At 70.9% G+C, this 25,623-nt stretch carries 25 protein-coding genes; 10 read left to right on the plus strand and 15 right to left on the minus strand.

The genetic code is table 11. From position 1 onward, the window contains the following. Positions 1–25: 25 nt before the first annotated feature. From ACIOD2_RS38470 to ACIOD2_RS38505, 8 genes are read right to left on the minus strand one after another with little or no spacing between them, the layout of a single operon-like run. A complete protein-coding gene (locus ACIOD2_RS38470; protein ID WP_400549725.1) occupies positions 26–859 on the minus strand; it encodes an alpha/beta fold hydrolase in 834 nt (277 codons plus the stop codon). Further along, positions 856–4,050, minus strand: a complete 3,195-nt coding sequence (locus tag ACIOD2_RS38475; RefSeq protein ID WP_400549727.1) for an NACHT domain-containing protein — start codon at positions 4,048–4,050, stop codon at positions 856–858. The genes ACIOD2_RS38470 and ACIOD2_RS38475 overlap by 4 nt, the downstream gene beginning before the upstream one ends. Before the next feature lie 10 nt (positions 4,051–4,060). After that, positions 4,061–4,588, minus strand: coding sequence for a cysteine hydrolase family protein (locus ACIOD2_RS38480; protein ID WP_400549729.1), 528 nt, complete (start codon positions 4,586–4,588; stop codon positions 4,061–4,063). Further along, positions 4,585–6,021 carry a purine-cytosine permease family protein gene (locus ACIOD2_RS38485; protein WP_400549731.1) on the minus strand — a complete coding sequence of 479 codons (1,437 nt, stop codon included), beginning with the start codon at positions 6,019–6,021 and terminating at the stop codon, positions 4,585–4,587. Before ACIOD2_RS38485 ends, ACIOD2_RS38480 begins: the two co-directional genes overlap by 4 nt. Next, entirely contained in the window at positions 6,018–6,896 is an 879-nt protein-coding gene (locus ACIOD2_RS38490) for a PfkB family carbohydrate kinase (protein ID WP_400549733.1), read from the minus strand. The genes ACIOD2_RS38485 and ACIOD2_RS38490 overlap by 4 nt, the downstream gene beginning before the upstream one ends. Beyond that, a complete protein-coding gene (locus ACIOD2_RS38495; RefSeq protein ID WP_400549735.1) occupies positions 6,893–7,894 on the minus strand; it encodes an ADP-ribosylglycohydrolase family protein in 1,002 nt (333 codons plus the stop codon). The genes ACIOD2_RS38490 and ACIOD2_RS38495 overlap by 4 nt, the downstream gene beginning before the upstream one ends. Beyond that, on the minus strand, positions 7,891–8,583 hold the full coding sequence (locus ACIOD2_RS38500) for a GntR family transcriptional regulator (RefSeq protein WP_400549737.1): 693 nt from the start codon (positions 8,581–8,583) through the stop codon (positions 7,891–7,893). The genes ACIOD2_RS38495 and ACIOD2_RS38500 overlap by 4 nt, the downstream gene beginning before the upstream one ends. 32 nt (positions 8,584–8,615) lie before the next feature. After that, positions 8,616–9,275: a VC0807 family protein gene (locus tag ACIOD2_RS38505; RefSeq protein WP_400549739.1), complete on the minus strand. Its 660-nt coding sequence runs from the start codon at positions 9,273–9,275 to the stop codon at positions 8,616–8,618. A gap of 178 nt (positions 9,276–9,453) precedes the next feature. Between ACIOD2_RS38505 and ACIOD2_RS38510 the strand changes: the two genes are divergently transcribed. Then, complete coding sequence (locus ACIOD2_RS38510; RefSeq protein WP_400549741.1) at positions 9,454–9,603, plus strand: hypothetical protein; 150 nt, start codon at positions 9,454–9,456, stop codon at positions 9,601–9,603. 3 nt (positions 9,604–9,606) lie between these two features. Here ACIOD2_RS38510 and dusB read toward each other — a convergent pair whose 3' ends face one another. Further along, entirely contained in the window at positions 9,607–10,752 is a 1,146-nt protein-coding gene (gene dusB / locus ACIOD2_RS38515) for a tRNA dihydrouridine synthase DusB (protein ID WP_400549743.1), read from the minus strand. A gap of 103 nt (positions 10,753–10,855) precedes the next feature. On the opposite strand from dusB, the gene ACIOD2_RS38520 reads away from it, so the two are divergent. Next, entirely contained in the window at positions 10,856–11,671 is an 816-nt protein-coding gene (locus ACIOD2_RS38520) for an SAM-dependent methyltransferase (protein WP_400549745.1), read from the plus strand. A 6-nt stretch (positions 11,672–11,677) separates the two neighbouring features. On the opposite strand, the gene ACIOD2_RS38525 is transcribed toward ACIOD2_RS38520, so the two are convergent. Continuing rightward, positions 11,678–12,088, minus strand: a complete 411-nt coding sequence (locus tag ACIOD2_RS38525; protein ID WP_400549747.1) for a MarR family winged helix-turn-helix transcriptional regulator — start codon at positions 12,086–12,088, stop codon at positions 11,678–11,680. A gap of 52 nt (positions 12,089–12,140) precedes the next feature. Here ACIOD2_RS38525 and ACIOD2_RS38530 point away from each other — a divergent pair, with 52 nt between their 5' ends. The 4 genes from ACIOD2_RS38530 (at position 12,141) to ACIOD2_RS38545 (ending at position 16,366) form a co-directional block, all read left to right on the plus strand. Continuing rightward, the gene (locus ACIOD2_RS38530) at positions 12,141–12,737 is read left to right on the plus strand and encodes a TIGR03086 family metal-binding protein (protein WP_400549749.1); all 597 of its coding nucleotides are present in this window, start codon (positions 12,141–12,143) and stop codon (positions 12,735–12,737) included. Then, positions 12,734–13,699 carry a Gfo/Idh/MocA family protein gene (locus tag ACIOD2_RS38535; protein ID WP_400549751.1) on the plus strand — a complete coding sequence of 322 codons (966 nt, stop codon included), beginning with the start codon at positions 12,734–12,736 and terminating at the stop codon, positions 13,697–13,699. Before ACIOD2_RS38530 ends, ACIOD2_RS38535 begins: the two co-directional genes overlap by 4 nt. A 60-nt stretch (positions 13,700–13,759) precedes the next feature. Next, on the plus strand, positions 13,760–15,904 hold the full coding sequence (locus ACIOD2_RS38540; RefSeq protein ID WP_400549753.1) for a DUF2339 domain-containing protein: 2,145 nt from the start codon (positions 13,760–13,762) through the stop codon (positions 15,902–15,904). 72 nt (positions 15,905–15,976) lie between these two features. Then, on the plus strand, positions 15,977–16,366 hold the full coding sequence (locus tag ACIOD2_RS38545) for a TIGR03667 family PPOX class F420-dependent oxidoreductase (RefSeq protein ID WP_400549755.1): 390 nt from the start codon (positions 15,977–15,979) through the stop codon (positions 16,364–16,366). Here ACIOD2_RS38545 and ACIOD2_RS38550 read toward each other — a convergent pair. Next, positions 16,363–16,917 carry a superoxide dismutase gene (locus tag ACIOD2_RS38550; protein ID WP_400549757.1) on the minus strand — a complete coding sequence of 185 codons (555 nt, stop codon included), beginning with the start codon at positions 16,915–16,917 and terminating at the stop codon, positions 16,363–16,365. The two genes, ACIOD2_RS38545 and ACIOD2_RS38550, sit on opposite strands and share 4 nt — an antisense overlap. 107 nt (positions 16,918–17,024) lie before the next feature. Between ACIOD2_RS38550 and ACIOD2_RS38555 the strand changes: the two genes are divergently transcribed. Beyond that, a complete protein-coding gene (locus tag ACIOD2_RS38555) occupies positions 17,025–17,528 on the plus strand; it encodes a DUF6328 family protein (RefSeq protein ID WP_400549759.1) in 504 nt (167 codons plus the stop codon). On the opposite strand, the gene ACIOD2_RS38560 is transcribed toward ACIOD2_RS38555, so the two are convergent. After that, a complete protein-coding gene (locus ACIOD2_RS38560) occupies positions 17,504–17,896 on the minus strand; it encodes a VOC family protein (RefSeq protein ID WP_323324642.1) in 393 nt (130 codons plus the stop codon). The genes ACIOD2_RS38555 and ACIOD2_RS38560 overlap by 25 nt on opposite strands. A 123-nt stretch (positions 17,897–18,019) precedes the next feature. Here ACIOD2_RS38560 and helR point away from each other — a divergent pair, with 123 nt between their 5' ends. Continuing rightward, entirely contained in the window at positions 18,020–20,224 is a 2,205-nt protein-coding gene (gene helR, locus ACIOD2_RS38565) for an RNA polymerase recycling motor ATPase HelR (protein ID WP_400549762.1), read from the plus strand. Positions 20,225–20,269: 45 nt separating this feature from the next. On the opposite strand, the gene ACIOD2_RS38570 is transcribed toward helR, so the two are convergent. Then, positions 20,270–20,746, minus strand: a complete 477-nt coding sequence (locus tag ACIOD2_RS38570; RefSeq protein ID WP_323324640.1) for an Lrp/AsnC family transcriptional regulator — start codon at positions 20,744–20,746, stop codon at positions 20,270–20,272. Between the two features lie 171 nt (positions 20,747–20,917). On the opposite strand from ACIOD2_RS38570, the gene ACIOD2_RS38575 reads away from it, so the two are divergent. Further along, positions 20,918–22,570, plus strand: coding sequence for an APC family permease (locus ACIOD2_RS38575; RefSeq protein WP_400549764.1), 1,653 nt, complete (start codon positions 20,918–20,920; stop codon positions 22,568–22,570). Here ACIOD2_RS38575 and lysA read toward each other — a convergent pair. Then, positions 22,548–23,891, minus strand: a complete 1,344-nt coding sequence (lysA, locus tag ACIOD2_RS38580; RefSeq protein WP_400549766.1) for a diaminopimelate decarboxylase — start codon at positions 23,889–23,891, stop codon at positions 22,548–22,550. The genes ACIOD2_RS38575 and lysA overlap by 23 nt on opposite strands. 211 nt (positions 23,892–24,102) lie before the next feature. Here lysA and ACIOD2_RS38585 point away from each other — a divergent pair, with 211 nt between their 5' ends. Continuing rightward, positions 24,103–25,056 carry an RNA polymerase subunit sigma-70 gene (locus ACIOD2_RS38585; RefSeq protein ID WP_400549768.1) on the plus strand — a complete coding sequence of 318 codons (954 nt, stop codon included), beginning with the start codon at positions 24,103–24,105 and terminating at the stop codon, positions 25,054–25,056. A gap of 3 nt (positions 25,057–25,059) precedes the next feature. Here the strand turns inward: ACIOD2_RS38585 and ACIOD2_RS38590 are convergent, their stop codons facing one another. Then, positions 25,060–25,218: a DUF6307 family protein gene (locus tag ACIOD2_RS38590; RefSeq protein WP_323324637.1), complete on the minus strand. Its 159-nt coding sequence runs from the start codon at positions 25,216–25,218 to the stop codon at positions 25,060–25,062. Positions 25,219–25,623: the final 405 nt, after the last annotated feature.

Raw genomic sequence — 25,623 nt, forward strand, 5'->3', positions numbered from 1 at the left:
ACGCTCACGGCAGGGTGATCGGCGGTTACCGCGCGTTCAGGTGCTCGACGAGCAGCGTCGTCACGGCCTCCGGTGCCTCTTCGGGCGCCCAGTGCGTGACGTCTTCGAGCATCTCGAAGCGGTAGGGCCCGGTGACCCAGTTGCCGGTGTCGAGCGCCGCGGTCGAGCCGAACGAGACGTCCTCGGTGCTCCAGACGTACAGCGTCGGCAGGTCGATCTTGCCGATCTTCCCGCCGGGCCGGCCCGCGCGGTACCAGTTGAGCGCGGCGGTGAGCGCGCCCGGCTCGGACAGCCGCTGGATGTACTCGTCGACCTTGCTCGGCGAAACCCGCCGCTCGAACATGTCCCGCAGCGCGCGGCCGTCGTTCTCCAGCATCCGCCGCTCGGTGACCCGCGTCTGCCGCCACTCCGTCATGTACTGCGTCCGGAGGTACTGGTCCTCGTCGCTCTTCATGGCCGCGGAGAGCGCGGCGGGATGCGGCGTCGACACGACGGCGAGGCTGCGCAGCCGTTCGGGATGGGCATCGGCGGTCCACCAGGCCACAGCGCCACCCCAGTCGTGCCCCACGAGGTCGAACTGCTTCCACCCGAGCTGGTCGGCGATGGCGACAACGTCCCCGACGAGGTGATCGATCCGGTAGTCGGCGGCCGGCTCGGGCCGCACCCCGGGCGAGTACCCCCGCTGATCCGGCGCGACGGCCCGGAAGCCGAGCACCCCCAGGGTGGCCACCTGGTGCTCCCACTCGACGGCGGCTTCGGGAAAACCGTGCAACAGCATGACCGGCCGCCCGTCCTCGGGCCCGGCGGCGATCCCGTCGAAGGAACCGGCTTCGGTGGTGACGCTGATGTGGTCGATCACAAGCCTGAATCTACTGGCCGCCGGGGAACGCCAGGCCAACGGCGTGGAACCGTCGCCACCTCGACCGTGCTCCCCGGTCCCAGCAGCTCGGCGCCGATCGGCTGGAGCTGCTTGCTCACCGCGATCTGGAGACCGGCGCGGCCGGCGAGTGGGCGCAGATCCAGCTCACCCGTTCCGTCCACCGTCAGAACCTTGAGGCCATCGAGGGTGGCGAGCGGTGCGAGATCGGGCACGGCCTTCACATCGCGCAATCGCAGCTCTTCCAGGTGCCGCATTCCGGACAGCCGCGACAGGTCGGCCGGTTTGCTGCCCGCCAGCTCCAGGAGCCGGAGTTCGGTCAGGGTGGCGATCGGAGTCGTATCGGCTTCCGGACAGGCGATCAGCCGTAGGTGCCGCAGCCCGGGCCACTGGTGGAGCAGTGCCAAGTCTCGGAGGTCCGGGCAGCCTTGGAGGCTGAGGGACACCGGGGCGGCGAGAAACGCCAGCGGTACCAGATCCGGGAAGGCGAAGACGTTGCTCAGCGCCAATGACCGCAGCTCGGTCAACGCAGCGAGTTCGGCAAGCCGGGACGGATCGTCGATCCGGCTCAGCTGGAGGTGCTTCAACCGGGGCAGACCGGCCAGCGCCGCCCAGCCTCGGGACGTCAGCTTGGCTTCGATCGAGGTCAACCCGGGTACGTCGGCGAGCGGGGCGAGATCGACCGCCTCCAACTGGAACTGGCCGATCAGCGCCAGCCCGGTCAACGCGCTGCCCGCCAAAGCCGGAAGGTCGTAGTAGGCCCGGTCAGCGATTTCGAGCATTTCGAGCCCGGGGAGGTCGCGGACGAAATCCAGCCGACCGTAGCCGTCTTCGAAGCGGCACCGCAGCCAGGTGAGGTGACGCAGGTGCTTCAGGCCCGCGAGCATTCCCGGGTCGTGCACGCTGAGAGACCCGCCCCGGAGTGGAGAGTCGGCGAGCACGCGCTCCGCGTATTCCGCGTAGTCGAACCTGGTCCAGGCCTCGATCAGTTCTTCGGCGACAGCCAGGTCCTCGCGGCCGCTGTACCGGGAGAGCAGGGCGATGGCGCCCGGGCCGCCGATCATCGCGGCCGTGCGCAGCAGGAGTGGCACCTCGTCCGGCTCCGGGTTGCAGTCGGCGAGGAGGTCCAGCACGAACTCTCCGGCACTGGCGAGGTTCACCGCGTGTCCGTGGGTCAACGGCGGGATCAGAGTGCTCGCCCGGTCCTCGATCTCGTTGCGCAGCCGCTCGTTCAGCTCCGGCGACGTCTCCAAGCAGGCCAACGCCACCAGGTCGAGCCTCAGCCGTTGTGCCTCGTCCGCGTCCCAGTTGAGCAACCCGTCCAGCAGCCGTTCGCGCTGCGTCGGGTGGGCGTGGCCCGCCGCCAGCACGACCACTTCGCGCCATTCGTCCAGGTGTGCGTTCGCGATCAGGATCCCGATGTCGTCCTCTTCGACGGCCGCCTGGGCCGCCAGGTACTCCTGGAACGTCCGGTGCACGAAGTCGATGCGGCCCGGGACCGGTTCGCGCAGGACGCCGCCGCGGTCGAGGAGGTGGCGGAACACCGTCTTCGGCGTGACGTCGATCTGGCCCATCGAACGCAGCTTCGCCGTGATCCGGGCCTGGGCGTCCGCCGCCGAAGTGTCCGTGTGACCGTTGCGCACCAGCCAATAAGCCATGTGCCGCAACAGAACCAGCTTCTCGGTCAGCGAAAGGCGGACGGGTGACTCGATCCGCCGCTCGACGTCGCGGCTGTCGAGCAGCATGCGCAACGCGACGTCGTACAGCTCCATCCGGTTGTCCGGCAGGCGTCCGTTGCCCTCGTGGTGCAACGCGCAAAGCAGCGCGCACAGCAACGGGTTCTCGGCGAGCCGCCGCAACGCGCTGCGGGCGCCGATGGCTGAGATCAAGGCGTCCCGCCGGTCGTCGAGCTGCTCGCCGGGCATCGCCGCGTGCCAGCGGGTGACGAACGTCCGGACGTCGCGGGGTGTCATCGGCTGGAGCCGGACCTCGGTGAAATCCTCCGCGTGCAGCCAGTCCGGGGCCACCGCGGCCGGGCGGGTGGTGACGACGTACCGGGCGCGCGGGAACGCGACGACGAGTTCGCGCAGCCACTCCCGCACCTCGCGGCGGCGGTCGTCCGGCAGCTCGTCGAGGCCGTCGACGAGCAGCACCGCCTGGCCGCGTCGCAGGCGGTTCTGCACCCACCCGCGCGGCATCTCGTCGGCGATGTGGCGGCCGACCTCGTCGAGAAACTGCTCCGGTGCCGGCAGCGGTGACCGGCTGAACCGCCGCAGCCGCACCAGGAACGGTTCGAGGTCGGCCCAGCCGTCGACGTCCCGCAGCTGCCGGCTCGCGCACTGGACGGCCAGCCACTGCAGCAACGTCGTCTTCCCCGAACCCGCCTCGCCGCGCAGCAGGATCCGCGACGAGTGCGGCAGCACGTGCTCGATCCGGTCGCCCGGCGCGCCGCCGTGCTCGGTGGCGACACTGAGGCTCAGGTAGGCGACTGACAGCGGGTACAGCCGGGTCGCGTCGGCCAGGCCCGCGCCGAACAGCGCCATCCGGTCCAGCGCCGTCACGACCTGACGCCGGAAGTCCGCGGCGAAGTCGTCCGGGTGCCGGCGTTCGGGCAGCGCGGCCAGCACGCTCCGGACGGTCTCGAGGATCTCCGTCTCCCGCTGGAGGATCTCGACGAGCGCGCCGGGCTGGAACCGGGGCAGGGTGCTCGTGACCTGCACCAGGTATGCGCAGCATTCGCGGAGGACCCGCTGGTACAGCTCGAGGGCGTCAGCCGACAACAGGAACTCGCGCGGGACGCCGGGGACGCTCCGGAGCAGTGAGCGGTACAGGAACGCGGCGTCGAGGTCGGTCGCGAACAGGTCGTCGTCGGTCAGCGTGGCGCGGTCGAACGTCTCGCGCGCGGCGTCCACCGCCGCCGCCCGCTCGTGGTCCGGCAGCGCGCGGAACTCGACGTCGAGGAACGGCAGCAGCCGGTCGGCCACCCGGGACTCGAGGTTGGTGAACAGCAGCCGCAGCTTGCGGCGGTCGTTGAGCCCGGTGACCTGCTTCTCCAGCAGGTCGAAGACCTTGGCGGTGGTGTCGGCGGCGATGGTCCGGTCACCCAGCCACACCTTCGCGGCCGCCTTCACGACGGCCGTGGTCAACGCGATCGCCGACGCTTCGAGGCTCACCGGATCGAGCCTAGTCGAGCACCTCCTCCGTTGTGGCCACCTTCACCAGCGGCCCGTACAGGCGCAGGATGTCCAGCGTCTTCGCGTGGCTCTCGTCGTCGACCCCCGCGCACGCGTCCGCCACCACCGTGACCGCCACGCCGGCGTCGGCCGCGGCCAACGCCGTCGACAGCACGCAGCAGTCCGTCGACACCCCCGCCAGCACCAGAGGTGCTTCGCCCACTCGGGCGGCCATTTCCGGCGTCCACTTGCCGAACGTGGTGGCGTCCACTGTGGACGCTGGCTGGAAGTCGGAGATCACCTGGTACAACGGTGATTCCGGCGGTTGCAGAGCGAACGGCCACTGCGCGTAGTACTGCTTCCACGCGCCCTCCGGTCGGGTCGGCGCGATGAATCGCGTGAACACCACGTTGTCGCCGAACGCTTTCACCAGCCGCCGGATCGGGGGCACCACCTCGGCGAAACGCGGCGTGAACCACTCGCTTGCCGGGTCGCCGAAGACGTTCTGCAGGTCGATGACCGCCAGGATTGGCTTCACGCGGCCTCCTGGGCGCGGATCCGGGAGCGCGTCGCCAAGGTGACGAGGAACCCGAGCGCCAGCGCCACCAGCACACCGAGGTTCGCGAACGCCCACGAGCCGTCGCGACCGCCGAGCCCGAGCGGCTCCAGCAGGTAACCCTGCCAGTTCAGCCAGCCCGCGGACGTGTTCGTCACCAGGCCCCAGCCGAGGGCTGTCGCGATCACGATCAGCGCGATCGGGCCGACCCGGAAGTCGCCGTAACGACCCGCCCGGTCGAACAGTTCCTGCTCGGCGTAGTCCCGGCGGCGTAACAGGACGTCCGCCAGCATGACGCCGCACCAGGCCGCGACCGGGACGCCCAGCGTGACCAGGAAACCCTGGAACTGCCCGAGGAATCCGTCGCTGAAGAAGACGATGTAGACCGTGCCGAGCACCATCAGCACGCCGTCGACGAGCGCCGCGATCGGCCGGGGGATCCGCAGACCGGCCGAGAGCAGCGCCAGCCCGGACGAGTAGATGTCCAGCACCGCCCCGCCGACCAGGCCCAGCACCGCGACGATCGCGAACGGCACCAGGAACCACAGCGGCAGCAACGTCGTCAGCGCGCCGATCGGGTCGAGGCCGATCGCCTTGCTCAGCTCCTCCGACGACCCGGCGAGCAGCAGCCCGAACACCAGCAGCACCAGCGGGGCGACCGACGCGCCGAACGTCGTCCAGCCGACCACCCCGCGCCCGGACGCCGAGCGCGGCAGGTAGCGCGAGTAGTCCGCCGCCGCGTTGACCCAGCCGAGGCCGAACCCGGTCATCAGGAACACCAGCGCGCCCACCCACTGCTGCGCCGAGCCGGACGGCAGCGCACTGACGGCGTCCCAGTGGATGTCACCCACGACGAGGATCACGTAGACGACCGTGAGCACACCGGTGATCCAGGTGATCCACGTCTGCAGCTTCATGATCGCGTCGAAGCCGAGCACGCCCGCCCCGACGATCAGCACCGCGACCACGATCAGCGCGATCACCCTCGCCGTCGTCCCGTCACCCCAGCCGAGCCGCTGGACCACGGTCCCCGTGGCGAGCGTCGCCAACGCTGTGAGCACGGTTTCCCAGCCCACGGTGAGAATCCACGAGATCGCCGACGGCAGCCGGTTGCCGCGGACGCCGAAGGCCGCGCGCGAGAGCAGCATCGTCGGCGCGGACCCGCGTTTGCCCGCGATGGCGACGAACCCGCACAGCAGGAACGAGAACAGGATCCCGACCACGCCGGCGACCAGCGCCTGCCAGAACGAGATGCCGAACGCGAGCGTGAACGAGCCGTAGCTCAGCCCGAGCACCGAGACGTTCGCGCCGAACCACGGCCAGAACAGCCCGCGCGGGCTGCCGCGGCGCTCGGCGTCGTCGATCACGTCGAGGCCGTTGGTCTCCACCTTGAGCTTGCGTTCGGTCACGGTCATGGCCCGTCCCTGGTCAGTAGGCGGTCGATCGCCGCCCGGTCCGGCGCGGTCGCCGGGCCCCGGCGGGTCACCGAAAGCGCCGCCGCCGCGTTGGCGCGCCGAGCGGCGTCGAGGAGGGTACTGCCGCGCAACAGCTCCGCGGCCAGTACGCCGCAGTGCGTGTCACCCGCGCCGTTCGTGTCCACGGCGTCGACCGGGAAGCCCGGTACATCGGTCGTCCGGCCGTCTTCGAGGACCCGGCAGCCCTTCGCGCCATCACGGACGACGGCAACCGGCGGCAGCTCGCCGAGCACGTCGGCTTCGCGCGCATTGCAGCTGAGAATGTCTACTATGGACAGAAGTTCACGGAGGTCTCCAAGATCAACGTCACCGATGAGTGGGCCGGGGTCGAACAGAATCCTCGAGCCGGGCAGCTGGGGCAGCCAAGCGAGGAGCGCAGTCCGATTGATCTCGTGCAACAGACTGTACCCGGTGACGTAGACGAGATCGTCATCCTTTGGGAGGACATGATCGAGCAACTCGGCGCGCAGCCGCCCTTCGGCGCCCGTCCCGGTCGCGAAGGTGCGTTCGCCGGTCGCGTCGACCAGCGTGACGACCACGCCGGTGTCCAGGTCCGGCGTCGGCTCGTGGGCCACCTCGATGCCTTCGCGTGAAAGGGCTTCGCGAGCGAGGTCGCCGAAGGCACCGATGCCGTGGCTGCCCGCGTACAGCACGCCGGCGCCGGACCGCGCGGCCGCGGACATCACGTTGAAACCGCCACCCGGCAACAGGTTCGTCGAAGACGCCATGACGTCCCCACCCGGCGGCGGCAGCGCGGGCACCGTCATCACCAGGTCGATCACGACCTGCCCGGTGTGCACCAGCCGCCCGGTCATCGCGAACGCCGTCTCAGCGCCAGAAGTTCGTCCACCAGCGGGCCGAGGTCGAGGTGGTTCACGCTGAGCACGGTCTCGGCGAGGTCCGGCGGGATGGCGTCAACACCGTGCGTGGCGCCGAGCATCGCGCCGCAGATCGCGGCGACCGTGTCGGTGTCGCCGCCGAGGCCCGCGGCCAGGCGGAGCGCCGCCGCCGGGTCGTCACCCATGGCTTCGGCCAGCGCGAAGGCGGCCACGACGGACTCCTGCGACGCGACCGACGTCCCGATCACCTCGGCGACCGCGTCGGCGACGGCGTCGTGCGTCATGCCCCGCACCCAGCCGCGTGCCCAGCCGATCCGGGCGGCGATTTCGCCGCCGGCCGCCCAATATCCGCGTTCGCCGCCGACGACGGCCGCGCGTTCGCCCGCGTCGAGTGCTTCGGTCAGGCTCGCGCCGTCGACCCCGGCGGAGACGACGGCCGCGACCGCCGCCGCGGCGGCGATGCCGAGGCTGGTGTTGTGGGTGACGCGCGCGGTCGCGACCACGGCGTCGACCAGGGCGTGCAGGTCCTCCGACGGTGTCGCGATGCCGACCGGGGTGACGCGCATGGCGGCGCCGTTGGTGGTTCCGGTGCGCCCGGCCTCGTCGGCGGGGACGCCGTCCTGGAGGCGGGAGAGCGCGCGTTTCGTCGACGGGCCGAGCAGGTCCGCGGAGCCGCGGCGGACCATGTCCGCCTCCCAGATCAGCAGGGCGTCGGCGAAGACGTGCGGGTCGACGGTGCCGCGGCCGTCGATGAGCAGCCGGGCCAGCAGGAGGGCCTGCTCGGTGTCGTCGGTGACCGAGCCGGCGGGCATGGACGGTGCGATCGGCTGCTCGGCGACGGCGGTGAGCAGCCCGGTGACCGGCCCGTAGGCGGCGGCGATGGCGGCGCGGGACATGGACTGCGTCGGCATCCCGAGCGCGTCGCCGACGGCGAGCCCGGTGAACGCGCCGAGCGCCCGGTCCCGCGCGTTCACCGGTGTCCGAAGGTGAGGTGGAACTGGAAGCGGTCCGGGTCCAGGAGGCTGACGACGCGTTCGACGAGCTGGCCCTCGACGTCGACCGAGGTGCGCTCGGCGCGGAGGAAGAGCTCGCCGATCGAGCGGCCGAGGAGTTCGGCGGCGCAGGCGTCGAGCCGTTCGGTGCTGATCCACTGGTCCCCGCCGACCGAGACCCGGCCGGCGGCTTCGAGCGTCTTGGTCAGGGAGTCGTCCCGCAGTCCCGTTTCGGGGAGTTCGGCGAGCGGCCCGATCGCGGGCACGGTCGCCGTCTCGAGGGAGATCCCGCGCCCGTGCTCCCGGCGCAGGCGTCGTACCGCGATGTAGTTGTGTTCGCCGAACTCCTCTTCGAGGGCCGCGTCTTCGACGGTCTTGATGCCGAGGAGCTCGGTGGTGACGGGCGACCCGGCGTCGGCGAGCGCGCGGGCCCACCCCAGTCGCTGGTCGAGCTGGACGCCGTCGAAGGTGACGAACGAGCCGACGCCGGCCTGGGTGGAGATGAGCTCGAGCTGCTGCAGTTCGGAGAGCGCGCTGCGCACGGTGCCGCGGCTGACCTGGTACTGGAGGGCGAGCTGGTTCTCGCCGGGCAGCCGGTCACCGTGGGCGAGCCGCCCGGAGCGGATCAGGTCGCTGAGGTCGCCGACCAGCTGCTCCCGCTTGCTGTACATGTACACACCTGTACACCTTGCGTTTCCGCAGGTCAAGCGGCGACGAGCTCCCGGGTGTCCTTGGCGGCCTCGTTCGCGACCATCTCACCGGCCGTCTTCGACGCGGCCCCGGCGACGACCATGATCACGGCGAACGAGCCGATGAAGAGGACGGTGCTCAGCCAGACCATGGTCTCGACGGGCAGCGTGAACGCCCCGACGACGCGAGCGGCGCTTTCGAGCACAAAGCCGATCCCCCAGATGAAGCTGGCGCGGCGCAGGACGCTCTCGAACCGGCGCCCACCGCTGAGCCGCTCCCAGGCGGCTTCGTGGTCGGCCTTGCCGTGGGTGAGGAACGGGCGCAGCGCCTTGGTCATGATCGGCTGCGCGGTGAACGCGGAGATCAGGATGACGAGCCCGGTGAAGCCACTCCCGATCGAGTCCTTGGCGATCATCATGCGGGCATCCCCGGCGACGAAGGTCAGCAGCATGCCGACGACGTTGGTCACCAGCACGACCAGCGCCAGGCCGTTGATGGTGCGGTTCTTGGCGAACTGGAAGAGGGTCCTGGCCAGCGGAAAGACCCCGCTGAGGGCGAGCGAGAGGAAGACGCTGAAGCCGAGCGAGTGGAGGCCGTAGTAGACGCCGGTGGGGGCGGCGATCTCGATGGCGAGGGTCTTGAGGAGCGAGGCGGGAGCGTTGTCGTTCGTCATGGGAAGAGCTTGTCGCGGCGGCGGGTTTGGTGAGGATGCCGTCCGCCACGACTTCGGGCTGACAGATGTCACGGGCGCGTGCTGGTCGCCGAGTGCGAGGCGGGGGACTCGGCCTGCCCAGTGGAAACGCTGCTCGGGTCTGGTGCTGTTTCTTGCCTACCCGATCAGGTAGTGCGGAATGGCGGTCGGCTCCGTTGTCAGACCGCTCTGTAAGTGGCTGACCGCGAAGACCCTCGTGTCCAAGGCGCGGCCGGAGGACATCCCCGAGATCGCGAAGGCCCTGCATCCGCCGCTCGACATCAGGCGCAAGGACCGCGACCAGCCGTGAGGCTCAGCCGCCGGAGTGCATGTCTTCCGCTTCCGGGACGCAGTCGTCGTCCGGGTCGTTCAGCCAGCCGTGCGGGAGCGTCACCTTGCCCGGCGAGCCCTGTCGTCCACGAGGCCCGTCCGCGTTGTCGGGGAACGGGGCGTCGTGGTCCAGGCGGGTGATGAGGTCGTCCAGCTCCGGCAGGCTGGACACCATCGCGAAGCCGCGGCGCAGTTCGGAACCCACCGGGAAGTTCATGAAGTACCAGGCCATGTGCTTGCGCAGGTCGCGCAGGGCCTTGGTCTCGCCGTCGTGCTGGATGAGGAGCTCGGCGTGCCGGCGCAGCACGACGGCGACCTCGCCGAGAGTCGGCGGGGTCGGCAGCGGGCGGCCCGCGAACGCTGCCTCCAGCTCGCCGAACAGCCACGGACGCCCAAGACAGCCACGGCCGACGACCACGCCGTCGCAGCCGGTTTCCGCGACCATGCGCAGGGCGTCGTCCGCGCAGAAGATGTCGCCGTTGCCCAGCACCGGGATGCTGGTGACGGCCTCCTTCAGCGCCGCGATCTTCGTCCAGTCGGCCTGACCGGAGTAGCGCTGGGCCGCCGTGCGCGCGTGCAGGCTGACGGCCGCCGCGCCCTCGGCCTCGGCGATGCGGCCGGCGTCGAGGTAGGTCAGGTGGTCGTCGTCGATGCCGACGCGGAACTTCACCGTGAACGGGACGCCCGCCTCGGCGGCCGCGGCGGCGGACTCCCGCACGATGCTGGCGAACAGCTTCCGCTTGAACGGCAGCGCCGCCCCGCCACCCTTTCGCGTCACCTTCGCGACCGGGCAGCCGAAGTTGGAGTCGATGTGGTCGGCGAGACCCTCGCCGACGATGATCTTCACGGCCTCGCGCATGGTCTTCGGGTCGACGCCGTAAAGCTGCATCGACCTGGGCTTTTCGTCGGCCCCGAATGTCATCATGTGCATGGTCCCGGGGTGCCGTTCGACGACGGCCCGCGCGGTGATCATCTCGCAGACGTAGATCCCGGCGCCGTACTCCGCGCACAGCTGCCGGAAGGCGACGTTGGTGATCCCGGCCATGGGCGCGAGCACGACCGGCGGATCGACCTCGTACGGGCCGATCTTCAGGGCGGGCTTGCTCAGCAGGGCGGTCACGTCCTCCATTGTCACCTGTGCTGTCGATCACGTCGACCAGGGGCCGGAGTCGGATCCCCGTGAACGGTTTTCGTGGACGCCACGTGTTCGGGAGGTGGAGGCGAGACACAGGGTGACGAACGCGCCGGTCGGGGTGGATCCGACCCGGGCCAGCATCGCGCGGATGTACGACTTCGTGCTCGGCGGGAAGGACCACTACCAGGTCGACCGGGACGAGCTGGTGCGGCTGCAGCGCGTGCTGCCCGAGGTCGCGGACCTGGCCCTCGAGAACCGCCGGTACCTGGTCCGCGTCTGCCGCTTCCTCGCCGAACGCGCCGGCGTCGACCAGTACCTCGACTGCGGGTCGGGCCTGCCGACGACGGAGAACGTGCACCAGGTCGTCCAGCGCGTCGAGAAGCTCTCCAAGGTCGTCTACGTCGACAACGACCCGGTCGTCGTCGCGCACGGCCACGCCCTGCTGGAGGAGAACGACCGGACCCGGTTCATCAGCGGCGACATCTTCGAGCCCGAGACCATCCTCGGCCACGACCTCGTGCGGGAGCACCTCGACTGGCGGCGGCCGATCGCCCTGATGTTCGTGGCCACGCTGCACCACCACAAGGGTGACCGGCACCGCCCGGCCGAGATCATGCGCGAGTACGTCGAGGCGCTGCCCGCGGGTTCGTACGTCGCCATTTCGCACCTGTTCGACCCCGGCGATGGCGGTGACCACGACACGGTGACCGCTTTCCAGCGGGCCGTCGCGAGCGGTTCCCTCGGCGGCGCCACCGCGCGCACCGAGCAGGAGATCGAGGAACTGCTGCCCGGCCTGGAGATCGTCGACCCCGGCATCGTGCTGCTCGCGAACTGGTGGCCGGACGGCCCGAGCCTCAAGCCGCTCAACTCCGCGCAGCGGCTCATCGCCGGGGTTGTCGCCCGCAAGCCCTGACGGCGGTTACTCCGCGAGCATCCGCGCCGCGCGGAGGAACGCTTCGCGGTCGGCCGCGGGCAGCTTGGCCAGCAGCTTCTCTTCCCGCGCCTGGATCCGGTCCTGCGCGGCCCGCCGTCGTTCCCGGCCCGCCGCGGTGATCTCCAGCAGGCGGACGCGGCGGTCGGCCGGGTCCGGCTCGCGGCTGATCAGGCCCGCGTCCTGCAGCTCGTCGAGCGTGCCGATGATCCGCGTCTTGTCCGCGCCGATCGCCTGGGCGAGCGCGGCCTGGGTGCGCACCGGGCCGTCGTCGAGGGCGCTGAGCACGACGTATCCCCACATGCTCAGCCGCTGCTCCTCGAGCACCGGCGTCTCCAGCGCGACCAGCGTGCGCACCAGTCCGCCGAGCATCGCCGCGAGGTCCGGTCGCTCCGCCATGCGCCGACCCTAGCCGCTTGACAGATGATAAGCATGCGTAGACGATATGCGTATGCTTATCAATGAACTGGACGCCATCGCCACCCGGACCAGCCTCGACCTCGTCGCCCGCAGCACGCCGGCCGACTTCAGCAAGGCGACGCCGTGCGAGGCGTGGACCCTCTACGGCCTGGTGGCCCACATGACCACCCAGAACCTCGGCTTCGCCGCGTCGGCGCGCGGTGACGGCGACCTCGCCCACTGGAAGCTGGTCTCCCTCGGCGACGACCCGGTCGCCACCTACCGCGACTCGGTGGAGCGGGTCTTGGACGCCTTCGCGGCCATCGACCGCGACGAGCTGCCGCTGCCGGAGTTCAGCACCGAGATCACGTTCCCGCCGGAGCAGGTGCTCGGCTTCCACTTCGTCGACTACGTCGTGCACTCCTGGGACGTCGCACGCACCCTCGGCCTGCCGGTCCACTTCGACCAGGACGTCCTCGACGCCGCGTCGCGCATCACCGAATCCGTCCCGGGTGGACAGTCCCGGCTCGTTCCCGGCGCGGCCTTCGGACCGGCGGTCGACGGCGCGGAACTGTCCGGTTTGGACCGCGTCGTCGCGCTGCTCGGCCGTTCGCCGAAGTGGCCGGAGCGCCTAGAGTCGGTGGCATGACGACCACACCCCTGCGCTGGGGAATCATGGGCACCGGCGGGATCGCCGCGGCCTTCGCGGAAGACCTGAAGCTGACCGACTCCGGTGTCGTCGCCGCGGTCGGGTCGCGGACCGCCGGGAGCGCGGACGCCTTCGCCGACCGGTTCGGCATCGAAACCCGGCACAGCAGCTACGAAGCGCTCGCCGACGACCCTGACATCGATGTCGTCTACGTCGCGACGCCGCACCCGATGCACCACGGCAACGCCCGGCTCGCGCTCGAGGCGGGTAAGGCCGTGCTCGTCGAAAAGCCGTTCACGATGAACGCCGAGGAGGCGCGCGACCTCGTCGCGCTGGCGCGGGAGCGCGGGCTCTTCTTGATGGAGGCGATGTGGACGCGCTTCCTGCCGCACATCCGGCACGTCCGGGAGCTGCTGCCGCGGCTCGGCGACGTCGTCACGGTCACCGCCGACCACGGGCAGTGGTTCGCCGAGGACCCGGCCTTCCGCCTGTTCGCCCCGGAGCTGGGCGGTGGCGCCCTGCTCGACCTGGGGATCTACCCGGTTTCGTTCGCGTCGATGGTGCTCGGCACGCCGGACCGCGTCATCAGCACGGCCGCGCCGGCGTTCACCGGCGTCGACGCGCAGACGTCGATGCTGTTCGGCTACGCCGGCGGCGCGCAGGCCGTGCTGACCTGCACGTTGCGCGCGGTTTCCCCGACGACGGCGACGATCGTCGGCACGGACGCGCGGATCGAGATCGAAGGCCCGTTCTACGCGCCCGCGTCGTTCACGCTCATCCCGCGCGAGGGTGACCGGAGCCGCTTCGAGTACGTCGACGAGGGCCGCGGCCTGCGGCACCAGGCCGACGAGGTGGCGCTGCGCCTGGCCGCCGGCGAGCTCGAGAGCCCGCACATGCCGCTCGACGAAACCGTCTCGATCATGGGGACGATGGACGAGGTGGTGGCCGCGACCAGGACGTGACCACGGATTGAGTAGTGCTACGGATCCGCAGGTGGGCGCCGGTGCGTGACCCTGTCCGGTATGACCACCGAAGCGAATGTGCTCCTCCGGCTCGCCGGCGAGATCGACGACCTGGGGCGTCGGCTCGCACTGGTGGGTTCCGAACTGCGGACCGCCGAGGGCGAGGTGCGGCCGAAGCAGGCTGAAGCGCCGAAGGCGGCTGAAGCGCCGAAGCAAACTGAAGCGCCGAAGCAAACCGAAGCGCCGAAGCAAACTGAAGCATCGAAGCAAACCGAAGGGCCGAAGCAGGCCGAAGCCCCGAAGGGGGCGGAAGCGCCGCAGGCCGTCGAAGGGCCGAAGCAAGCCGAAGCGCTGAAGGGAGCTGGAGCGCCGAAGGGAGCTGGAGCGCCGAAGCAGGCTGAGCAGCCGACACCACCGCCACACCAGGCACCGCAGCCGCAGCAGGCTGTCCCGCCACAGTGGCAGGGCCAGCAGCAGCCGCAGGCCGTGCCGCCTCAGTCGCAGACCCAGCAGTCGCAGCCGCAGGCCGTGCCGCCTCAGCAGCAGGCCCAGCACCCGCAGCAGCAGGTCCGGCACCCGCAGATGCCGCCGCCGTGGCCGCCGCAGTACCAGTGGCAGCCGCCCCAGCCGCAGCAGCAGTACTTCCCGCCGCGGCCGCCGTACCAGCCCGTTCCGCGTCAGACGCTGGGCGAGAAGCTCGGCAAGGAGGGTGCGGGCAGCCGCGTCCTGGCCTGGGTCGGTGGTGGCGTGACGCTGCTGGGTGTCGTCCTGCTCTTGGTCCTGGCCGTGCAGCGGGGCTGGCTCGGCCCGCTGCCGCGGGTGCTCGTCGGCGCCGCGTTCGGGCTGGCGCTGACCGGCACCGGCGTGTGGCTGCACCGCAAGCCCGCCGGCCGCACGGGCGCGTTCGCGCTGGCCGCCACCGGCATCGCGACGCTCTACCTGGACGCCGTCGCGGCGACGTCGCTGTACGAGTACCTGCCGGTGCTCGCCGGCCTCGCGATCGGGCTGGCCATCACCGTCGGCGGGCTGCTCGTGGCCGTGCGCTGGGAGTCGCCGCTGCTGGCGTCGGCCGTGGTCATCGGCTGTGTCGTGTGCGCGCCGATGATCACCGGCGGCTTCACCCCGGAACTGGTCACCTTCCTGCTGATGGTCCAGCTCGCGACGACGCCGGTGCAGCTGCGCCGCGACTGGTCGTCGCTGACGCTGGCCGCCGGGATCCCGCCGCTGTTCGCGTCCGTGATCGCCACCGTCGTCGAGGGCTCCGGCGGCAGCTGGGCGAACACCGCCGCGGCCGCCGGTACCTCCGTCGTCGGCGTCGCGCTCGCTCTGATCGTCTTGCGCCGCCGGGAGAACGACCCCGCCGCGCTGTCCGTGCTGGCGACGGCCGTGGTGCCGACGCTGGTCGCCGCGCTGGCGCTGCCGAAGGTCCAGGCCGTGCCGGTCGCGGCCGGGGCGGGTGCCGTCCTGCTCGCCGTGTGGGCCGCGCGCCGCTTCTGGTCCGGGCTCGCCGGGCAGCTCGCCGGGATCGCCGGGCTGCTGGCGATCCTGCAGGCGACGGTCACCCAGTTCGACGGCCCGGCCCGCGCCGGGGTGCTGCTGGGTGAGGCGCTGCTGCTGGTCGTGGCCGCGCTCGGCGGGCGCAACCGGGTCGCGCTCGGCGCCTCACTGGCCTTCGCCGCCCTCGGCGGCCTGATCGGCGTGTTCTTCGACGTCACGCCCGCGCTGCTGATCGTCGCCCGGCCGCACTCGGCTGCGGAACTGGCCGGCGCGCTCGCGGTGTCCGTGCTGATCCTCGCCGTTTCGGTCACGCTGCCCTGGGCGGCGTCGCGGCTGGAGATCTTCAAGGGACCGGCGGACGACCTGCCCGTGTGGCTGCTGGCCGGGGTCGCCGCGCTGTACGGCGCCGGCGGGGTCGTGCTGAGCGGGTCGATGCTGGCGGTCCCCGGCCGCACCGGCTTCCTGCTCGGCCACGCGCTGATCACGGTGTCCTGGACGGTCGCCGCGCTCGTCCTGCTGCTGCGCGGGATCGACCTCGTGGCGCTGCGCGTGATCGGGCTCGTGCTGGTCGGTGTCGCGGTGCTGAAGCTGGTGCTGTTCGACCTTTCCGCTCTGGACGGCCTCGCCCGGGTCGGCGCGTTCCTCGGCGCCGGGCTGGTGCTGCTGGCGGCCGGGTCGCGGTACGCGCGGCGCGTCGCCTCACGGTGATCACGGGAAGAAATTGTCGGTGCCTCGTGGTTACGTGGATCACAACACCGACCCACAGGGGGTAACGCGGACATGGCACCGAAACTCGCCGACCGAGCCGGCGAACCGATCGGCTGGCTGACCACCGTGACACCGAAGGGGCGGCCGGCGCCACGGCCGGTCTGGTTCGTCCTCGACGGTGACGACATCCTCGTGTTCAGCCAGCCCGGCACCGCGAAACTGCGGCACATCGAGGCGAACCCCGAGGTCACGCTGAACCTGAACAGCGACGAGCACGGTGGCTCGATCCTCGTCGTCACCGGGAAAGCGCGGATCGAGGAGGGCAAGGCCTCGGAAGCGCCCGGGTACCTCGACAAGTACGGCTCCCACTACGAGAGCATCGGTTTCAAGACGCCGGACGCGTTCGACGCCGAGTACTCCGTCCGCATCCGCGTGGTGCCCGAGCGCACCTGGGGGTTCTAGAAGGAGACGTCCAGGCAGGCGAGGCGGGCGCCGGCGGTGCCCGCGTGGCCGGGATCGGTGTGCGTGTGGGTTTCGTGGACCACCACCGAACGCGCTCGCCGTGGCCCGAAGGTCCAATCCACAGTGGACAGTGCGAAGCCGGTGCCGAGCCGGTCGGTGGTGAAGTCGAGCCAGATCTCGTTGCGGGGATTCGCGTAGGCCGGGTCGACGGACGGCTTCACCGGATCCGGCACGTGCTGGAAGTGCGGCCCGGCGGCGTCGCCGGTGGCGCCGCACGGTTGCGCGTGCGCGTGGGCGCCGTAGGTGTGGCTCGGGAGCAAGCCGGTCACGACGAGGGAAGTCGTCGTCCGCGCGGCCGAAAGGCTGAACACGTGGGCCCGGGCACCGGCCGGGACGAGGTCGGGGCGGTAGGTCACCGCGTGTGCGCTGGGGGCGTACGCGGCGAACGTGCCGTGCGCGGTGGCGGTGTGCACGGGTGACGAGGCGGCGGCGACGCCGGGGGTGAGAAGGGCGGCGACGGCCGCCAGGACGACGGAGGGGAGAAGGCGCATGGTGACCATCTGACTGGGCCGGTCCGGGGCCACGCCATGATCGTCACGCGAACGAGTGAGGCGTTTCCCAGAGCGTGGGCGACCACGAGTCCGCGTATCGTTTTCCCGTGCCCGAACACACCGGGGAAACCCGCAACCAGCAGCTGACGCGCAACGTCGGCGAGCTGCTGCAGGAGCTGCGGGTGGCGCAGGCCGGCGTGCAGATCCTCTTCGGCTTCCTGCTGTCGGTCGTGTTCACCGACCGGTTCCACAACGCCAGCGGGTTCGAGAAGTCGCTGCACCTGACCGCGGTGATGCTCTCGGTGGCGGCGACGGCCCTGCTGACCGCGCCCGCGGCGTGGCACCGGCTGCTGTTCCGCACGGGCAGCCGTGAGCGGATCCTGACCGTCGGCAACCGGTTCGTGCTGGTCGGGCTCGTCTGCCTGGCTCTGGCGATCACGTCGACCGTCGCGCTCATCGCGAAGGTCGTCTACGGCGAGCCGGCGATGATCGTCGTCGCGGTGGTCACGCTGCTGATCTTCGGCGTGCTCTGGTTCGTCATCCCGTTCCGGCTGCACCCGACCGACGACGACCCGCTGGAAGACGCTCAGCCGACGGGACCGCCCAAGTAGAGCGTGTCCTCCTGGACGAAGCAGAGCGGGTTGCCGAACGGGTCGTCGGCGTAGAAGGAGCGTTCGCCCCAGAACTGGGTCGCGATGCCGTCGTCGATCCACCGCGGCCCGGCGGCCCGTACCTGCTCGAACGTCGCTTCGACGTCGTCGACCGCCAGGTAGACGATCCGCGGATCCTTGTCGGGCCGCGGTTCCCGGCGTTCGAGCGGTGCCTCGACGCAGGCGAGGACCACGCTGCCGCAGGTGAAGTAGTGCCGGTTGAGCGCGATCCGCTCACCGGCGTCGCCGAGGACGCGGCCGTAGAACGCCACCGCCGTCTCGATGTCGTCGACGGGCTGGATCAACCGGAACACCCGTGGACCGCTCATGCGTCGAGACAGTACCGGATGGCGCTCTTGACAGCGGGTGGACAATAAAAAATCGACGTGCTCTCCGAAAAGAATAGGAGAACCCGCCGAATGTGTTGTCAGTCTAACCGCTGTGAGGGGAACTTGTCAAATCAGGGGTACGACGAGGAATTGCGGTCCGAGCGCGCGTACACAGCCGAGCTGTACACGCGTCTCGACCGTGAGCGCGAGCAGGCGGCGGGCCGCTTTCGCGCCGCACTGGGGGAAACCGGCATCGCGCTGGTGGATCGGGACGCCGACGTGCGCGTCCGGGCGCGTGAGACGGCCCGGCTGAACGTCGTCGACAACGGGCTTTGCTTCGGCAGGCTGGACGCCCTTTCCGGCGAACGGAGTTACATCGGCCGGATCGGGATCTTCGACGGCGAAAACGACTGCGAACCGCTTCTGCTGGATTGGCGGGCGCCGGCGTCGCGCGCCTTCTACGTCGCCACCGCGGCGACCCCGGAAAACATGCGGCGGCGACGTCAGTTCCACACGATGGGCCGCCGGGTCGTCGACTTCACGGACGAGGTGTTCGGCCGGCCCGGCGACCACGAGCGCGGTGACGCGGCCCTGCTGGCGGCCGTCAACGCCCCGCGCGGCGAGGGCATGCGCGACATCGTCGCGACCATCCAGACCGAGCAGGACGAGATCATCCGGCTCGGCCACGCGGGGGTGCTGGTCGTCGAAGGCGGGCCGGGCACCGGCAAGACCGCCGTCGCGCTGCACCGGGTGGCCTACCTGCTCTACACCCAGCGTGAGCGGATGTCGCGCAGCGGCGTGCTGGTGGTCGGGCCGAGTCCGGTGTTCCTGGACCACATCGGCCGGGTGCTGCCGTCGCTCGGCGAGTCGGACGTCGTCTTCACGACGGCCGGCGGGCTCGTGCCCGGCCTGCGTGTCACCGCCGAGGACCGGCCCGAGGTGGCGAAACTCAAGGGCTCGCTGAAGATCCTCGGCGTCCTCGCGGCGGCGGTCGCCGACCGGCAGAAGGTGCCCGACGAGCCGGTGCCGATCGAGCTGGCCGACGTCACGGTGGCGCTCGACGACGACGTCGCCGGCGAGGCCAGGCTCGAGGCGCGGCGGACGGAGCTGCCGCACAACGAGGCTCGCCCGGTGTTCCGCGAGGTCGTCGTCCGGCTCCTCGCCGAGCGGGCCGTGGCGGTGATCGGCAAGGGCTGGCTGAGCCGGGAGGACCAGGGCGCGTGGGCCAACCTCCGCGCCGACGTCCGCGAAGAGCTGGCGGAACACGAAGAACTCACGGCCGCGCTCGACGCGTTGTGGCCGTCGCTGACGCCGGAGACGCTGCTGGCGCCGCTGTACCTGTCACCGCGACGGCTCGAGGCCGCCGGGGCCGACCCGTCGTTGTTCCGCGTCGACGGCGCGGCCTGGACGGTCTCGGACGTGCCGTTGCTCGACGAGCTGGCCGACCTGCTCGGCCGGGACGACGCCGCCGAACGCGCCGCCGCGAAGCAGCAGGCGGAGGAGGACGCCGAGTACGCCGGCGAGGTCATGGACCTCCTGAAGCTGGACCGCGAGGAACTGGACGAGGACGTCCAGCTGGTCGCCACCGACCTGCTCTACGCCGAGGACCTCGCCGACCGGTTCGCCGAGCGCGACACCCGTGACCTCGCCGAGCGCGCGGTCGACGACCGCGACTGGACGTACGGGCACGTCGTCGTCGACGAGGCGCAGGAACTGTCCGAAATGGACTGGCGGGTGCTGATGCGGCGGTGTCCGAGCCGGTCGTTCACGATCGTCGGCGACCTCGCGCAGCGGCGGTCGGCGGCCGGGGCGACGGCGTGGGCGCCCGTGCTCGCGCCGTACGTCCGCGACCGCTGGCAGTACCGCGAACTGACGGTGAACTACCGGACCCCGGCGGAGATCATGACCGTCGCCGGCACGCTGCTCGCCGAGTTCGCCCCGGACGCGCGGGCGCCGGAATCGGTCCGGGCGTGCGGGGTCCGGCCGTGGTCCAGACATGTTGCGGACGGCGACTTGCAGGCGGCCATCGACGAATTCGAACGTGACGAAGCCGACCGTGAAGGCACCAGCGTCGTGATCGGCCCGGCGGGCGTGCCGGGCGCGATCCCACCGTCGGCGGCCAAGGGCCTGGAGTTCGACGCCGTCCTCGTCGTCGAACCGGAACGGATCCTGGCCGAGGGTCCGCGCGGCGCCGCGGAGCTGTACGTTGCGCTCACGCGCGCCACGCAGCGCCTCGGGGTGCTCCACCGGGAGTCACTGCCGGCGGCGCTGAGCGGGCTCGTCGAAGCCGGCGTGCCGGTCTCCGCGGGCCACCGCCGCTTCCTGTAGCCGGCCGGGGTGGCGGGCGGGGTCTCGGCCCGTCACCCCGGCCCGCTACGCCGTCAGCCGGCCCCAGGCGTAGTTCTGCTTGGCCAGCTTCAGGTACACGAACAACTCGGTGCCGGAGACGCCCGGGATCTTCCGGATCTCCTCACCCAGTACTTCGAGCATGTGGTCGTCGTCCCGGCAGACGAGTTCGGCCAGCAGGTCGTAGCGTCCGGCGCAGAGCACGACGTAGTGCACGTTCGGCAGTTCGGACAACTTCTCCGCCACCGCACGGGGATCCGCGCCGTCGACGCTGATCCCGACCATCGCCTGCCGCGTCAGATCGACGTTGGCGGGATCGGTCACCGCGACGATCTGCATCAGGTCGTCGCGCAGCAGCCGCTGCACCCGCTGGCGGACGGCACCCTCCGAAAGGCCGACCGCTTTGGCGAGAGCGGTGAACGAGGCCCGGCCGTCCTGCTGGAGCAGAGCGATCAACGATCTGTCCGTATTGTCCAGTCCTCGCGCACGTGATTCGTCACCCATGCCGTCCCTCCCTGTGTTTCGGCATGTGATTTGTCAAGTGCGCAGCGTATCGAGACCTGACCAGAAAGCGAGAGTCCCGGAGCAGCTTCACGTGATCCGGCGTGCACGTCGCGATCAGCCGAGGAATCGGTGGCCCCGGAGGAAAATCACAAGCCAATCCGAGGCTCATCTGTGCGCCCGCGCACAGCCGGGGGCGCTCGCGGGCCGCCGCCGGGTACCGTCTGGCGGCTCGTCGTCACCGAACCGGAACTCCAGGAGGACCAGCACATGCCGGAGGCCGCGGCCCTGGGCGGCCGTCCCGCGCCCGCCGTCACGGAGAAAGGGCTGCGCAGCGGTGCGCTGGGCATGGTTTCGTCGATGGTCATCGGGATGTCGTCGACGGCCCCGGCGTACTCGATCGCGGCGACGCTCGGGCTGATCGTGCTCGCCGGTACCGGTTTCAAGGCGGCCGCGTTCGTCCTGCTCTCCTTCGTCCCGGTGCTGTTCGTCGCGTTCGCGTTCCGGGAGCTGAACAGCGCGGAACCCGACTGTGGCACCAACTTCACGTGGGCGACCCGCGCGTTCGGGGCCCACGCCGGGTGGTTCACCGGCTGGGTCGTCACGGTCGCCCAGCTGCTCGTGATGAGCAGCCAGTCCGCGCTCACCGGCCGGTACACACTGCTGCTGTTCGGTGCGTCCGATGTCGCGGAGAACCGGTGGGTGACGACGGCGATCGGTGCCGCCTGGCTGCTCGCGTTGTGCTGGCTGTGCCATCGCGGCATCGAGGTGTCCGCGCGGGCGCAGTGGATGCTGCTCGGTGTCGAACTGGCGGTGCTGGTGTTGTTCTCGGTCGTCGCGCTGGTCCGCGTCTTCGACGGCACCGCGGGACCGCAGGCCTCGGTGCCACGGCTCGACTGGTTGTGGCCCGGCGGGGTCGGCGTCGGCACTGCTGTTTCGGCGGTGCTCTTGGCCGTCTTCATCTACTGGGGCTGGGAAAGCTCGCTCTCGGTCAACGAGGAGTCGGCCGACCCGCGCCACGCGCCGGGCCGCGCGGCGGTGCTCTCGACGGTGTTGCTGGTGCTGAACTACCTGCTCGTCACGGTCGCGGCGCTCGCCTTCGCGGGCGTCGGCTCGGACGGCGTCGGGCTGGGCAACGAGGCGAACTCCGACGACGTCCTGGCCGGGCTGGGTGGCGCCGTGTTCGGGGACGGCACCACCGGGAAGGTGCTGGGCGTGCTGCTGATCGTCTCGGTGCTGACCAGCGGCGCGGCGACCAGCCAGGCGACGATCATGCCCGCCGCGCGCACGACGTTGTCGATGGCCAGCCACGGCGCGCTGCCGCGGGTCTTCGGCCGCGTGCACCCCCGGTTCCGGACGCCGTCGGTGGCCACCTGGGCGTTCGGGCTGGTGTCGCTCGCGGTGTACGTGCTGCTCGCGCTGGTGAGCGACAACGTGCTCTCGGACAGCGTCGACGCCGTCGGGCTGACCATCGCCATCGAGTACACGATGACCGCGCTCGCGTGTGTCTGGGTGTTCCGCCGGACGCTCTTCGCGAGCGTGCGGAACTTCCTGCTGCGCGGGCTGTTGCCGTTCGTCGGCGGGGTGTTCTTCCTGGCCGTGCTGGTGCTCGCGCTGGTCGAGTACGCGCGGCCGGACGCCGGCGAGACGACGGTGTTCGGCGTCGGCGGGGTCGCCGTGATCGGCGTGGTGTCGATCGTGCTGGGGGTGCCGCTGATGTTCGCGGTGCACCGGGCGTGCCGCGAGTTCTTCGCCGGCCGCCGCCTGCCGCGCGGTCTGGTGCCGCGCGGCGGCGACGTCATCGTTACCCGAGATCCCGTCGGCTGAGGTCCTCCTCGGTCTCGCGGCGCACGAGCAGCGTCGCGACGCCGTCCTTCACGCCGACCAGCGGCGGGCGGCCGACCTGGTTGTAGTTCGAGGCCAGCGAGTGGTGGTACGCGCCGGTGCACGGCACGGCCAGCAGGTCACCGGCGTGCAGGTCACCGGGCAGGAGGATGCCGTCGGCGAGGACGTCACCGGATTCGCAGTGCCGGCCGACGACGGTCATCGGGGTGCGCTTTTCCTTCGAATGCCGTCCGACCAGACGGGTCGTGTAGCGCGCGCCGTAGAGGGACGGGCGTGCGTTGTCGCTCATCCCGCCGTCGACCGCGACGAACGTGCGGCTGCCGCGCTTGACCGCGCACACGCGGTAGACCGTGATCCCGGCCGGTCCGACGATCGCCCGGCCCGGCTCGATCGTCAAGCGCGGCAAGGGAAAGCCGTGCGCCGTGCACTCGTACCCCAGCGCCACGCGCAGGCGTCGCGAGTAGCCGCCCAGGTCGAACGCGGGCTCACCGCCGACGTAGGGCACCGCGTGCCCGCCGCCGAGATCGAGCTCCCGCAGCGTGACGCCGTGGACGTCGCGGATCCGGACGAGCACCTCGGCCATCCGCCGCGCGGCCGCCTCGTACCGGTCGACGCGGGAGACCTGCGAGCCGATGTGGCAGTGCAGGCCGGCGAGCCGCAGGCCCGGCTGGGCCAGGACGGCCTTCACAGCGGCGTCGACGTTGTCCGGGACGCCGTCGAGCAGCGAGAAGCCGAACTTCTGGCCCTCGGTGCCCGTGCTGATCGCCGCGTGCGCGCCGGCCGCGACCCCCGGCGTCACGCGGATCATCACCTGCTGCGCGCCGTGCGCGAGCGCGCCGAGCTGCTCGATCTCGTCGAGCGAGTCGACGACGATCCGCCGGACGCCGTACTCGAGCGCGGCTTTGAGGTCTTCGGGCGTCTTCGCGTTGCCGTGCAACAGCATCCGTTCCGCCGGGAAGCCGATCCCGCGGGCGACCGCGATCTCACCCGCGGAGCAGGTGTCGAGCGACAACCCCTCTTCGGCCACCCAGCGCAGCACGGACCGCGTGCACAGCGCCTTGCTCGCGTACGCGACTTCGACGTCCGGCAGCGCCTGCCGGTACTCGCGCGCGGTGTCGCGGACCTGCTGCTCGTCGATGAGGTAGGCCGGCGTCCCGAAGCGGGCGGCGAGGTGGCTGACCTTCGCGCCGGCGAGGAGCAGCTCGCCGTCTTCGCCGAGTCGGGTGCTTCGCGGCCAGACTCCTGGCTCGAGGTGGTCGGCGGCTTCACAGCCGAGGCTGGGAAGAAGCTCGCTGAGCGTCACGGGTGCCTCCGGGCATCGCGGCGGATCGGACTCCCCCAGGACAACCCTTCGGCGGGCTCCGCAGGCCGGCCGCCGATGCCGTCCTGACGGGTTCCCCGCTCCCGCTGACGAGTTTTTAACGCGCGAGTAACCTCGGCCACACCCCGGCTGACCTGCGAAGAGCTGACTTCGGGTGGCGGTCGCCGTCACATAGGGCATGGTGACTACCGAGATGGAGTTCGCTGACCTGGCCGAGGCGCACCGGCGTGAGCTGCAGGTGCACTGTTACCGGCTGCTGGGGTCGGTCGACGAGGCCGAGGACCTGGTCCAGGAGACGTTCCTGCGTGCGTGGCGCGCCCGCGAGCAGTACGCCGGGCGGGCGAGCGTGCGGGCGTGGCTCTACAGGATCGCGACCAACACGTGCCTCGACTTCCTCGCCCGTACGCCGCGGGTGGTGCCGTCCGTCGACCTGCCGGTGGCCTCCGGCTCGCACCTGGCGCCCCGGCCCGCGGCCGCGGTGCCGTGGCTGCAGCCCTGCCCGGACGACCTGCTCGACGCGGCGGTCGCGCGCGAGACGGTCGAGCTGGCGTTCCTCGCGGCGGTCCAGTACCTCTCGCCGCGGCAACGCGCGGTGCTGATCCTCCGCGACGTCGTCGGCTGGACGGCGAAGGAGACAGCGACGACCTTGGAGACGACTCCGGCCTCGGTGAACAGCTCGCTTCAGCGGGCGCGGGCGGAGTTGAAGGAGCAACTGCCGTCGCGGCGCACGGAGTGGCGCGTCGAGTCGAGCGGCGACGAGCGCGCGGTGGTCTCCCGCTACATGGCGGCGATCACGGCGGGCGACGACCAGGCCATCGCGGCGGTCCTGCGCGACGACGTCCGCTGCAGCCACCAGCCGGGCGCCGGCGGCCACGACGGGCCGGAACCGGCTTGGTACGGCGGCCGCGCGACGGTGCTGGCGGGCTGGGCGCCGGTGCTGCACGGGCCGGACGCGATGGAGCTGCGGATGCGTGAGGTGCGGGCCAACGGCGGCCCCGCCGTGGCGACGTACCTTCGCCACGACGGTGCGTTCCGCGCGTTCGGCCTGAACACGTTGCTCATCGTGGACGGTTCGGTCGCCGAGGTGACGACGTTCGTCCCGGGAGTGTTCGCGGCGTTCGGCCTGCCGGAGGTCCTGCCGGCCTGACACTCAGCGCACGGGCTCGGGGACGGTGTCGAGCTCGTGCACCATCCGCACGGCGAGCGCGAGCGCCTTGGTGTCGCTGAGCTTCGTGTCTTCCATGACGATCTTCTTCACGCGCTCGACGCGAAGGTGGTAGCGACTGGTGGGTTCGATCTGGGCGGTCATGGTGAATCCTGTCCGGTGGGTCGATTGGATGGGTCGGGTTGGGTGCGATTGGCGCGGAGGCCGGGTTCGGCTGTCGCGATCCGGGGTCGAGGGTCCCGAGTTCGGCTGTCTCGTTCGAGGCCGGAGAGCTCGGGTTCGGTTGTGTGTCACGCCGGAGGAGCCTGGTCGGCTGCAGTGATCGCGGCCGGAGAGGCTCCAACCGGCTGTGGTGATCGAGGCCGGAGGGCTTCGGTTTCGGCTGTCGTGACCTGGTTGGGTGGCGCTGGTTTGGTTGTTGCGATCCAGGTCGGATGGCAACGGTTGGTTGTTGCGATCCGAGCCAGGGGCGCCGGTTCGGCTGTAGCGATCTGGTTGGATGGCGCCGGTTCGGCTGTCGTGACCTAGGTCGGATGGCAACGGGTTGGT

The organism is Amycolatopsis sp. NPDC088138 (genome assembly GCF_044741685.1).
In the GTDB taxonomy this organism is placed as follows: Bacteria; Actinomycetota; Actinomycetes; order Mycobacteriales; family Pseudonocardiaceae; genus Amycolatopsis.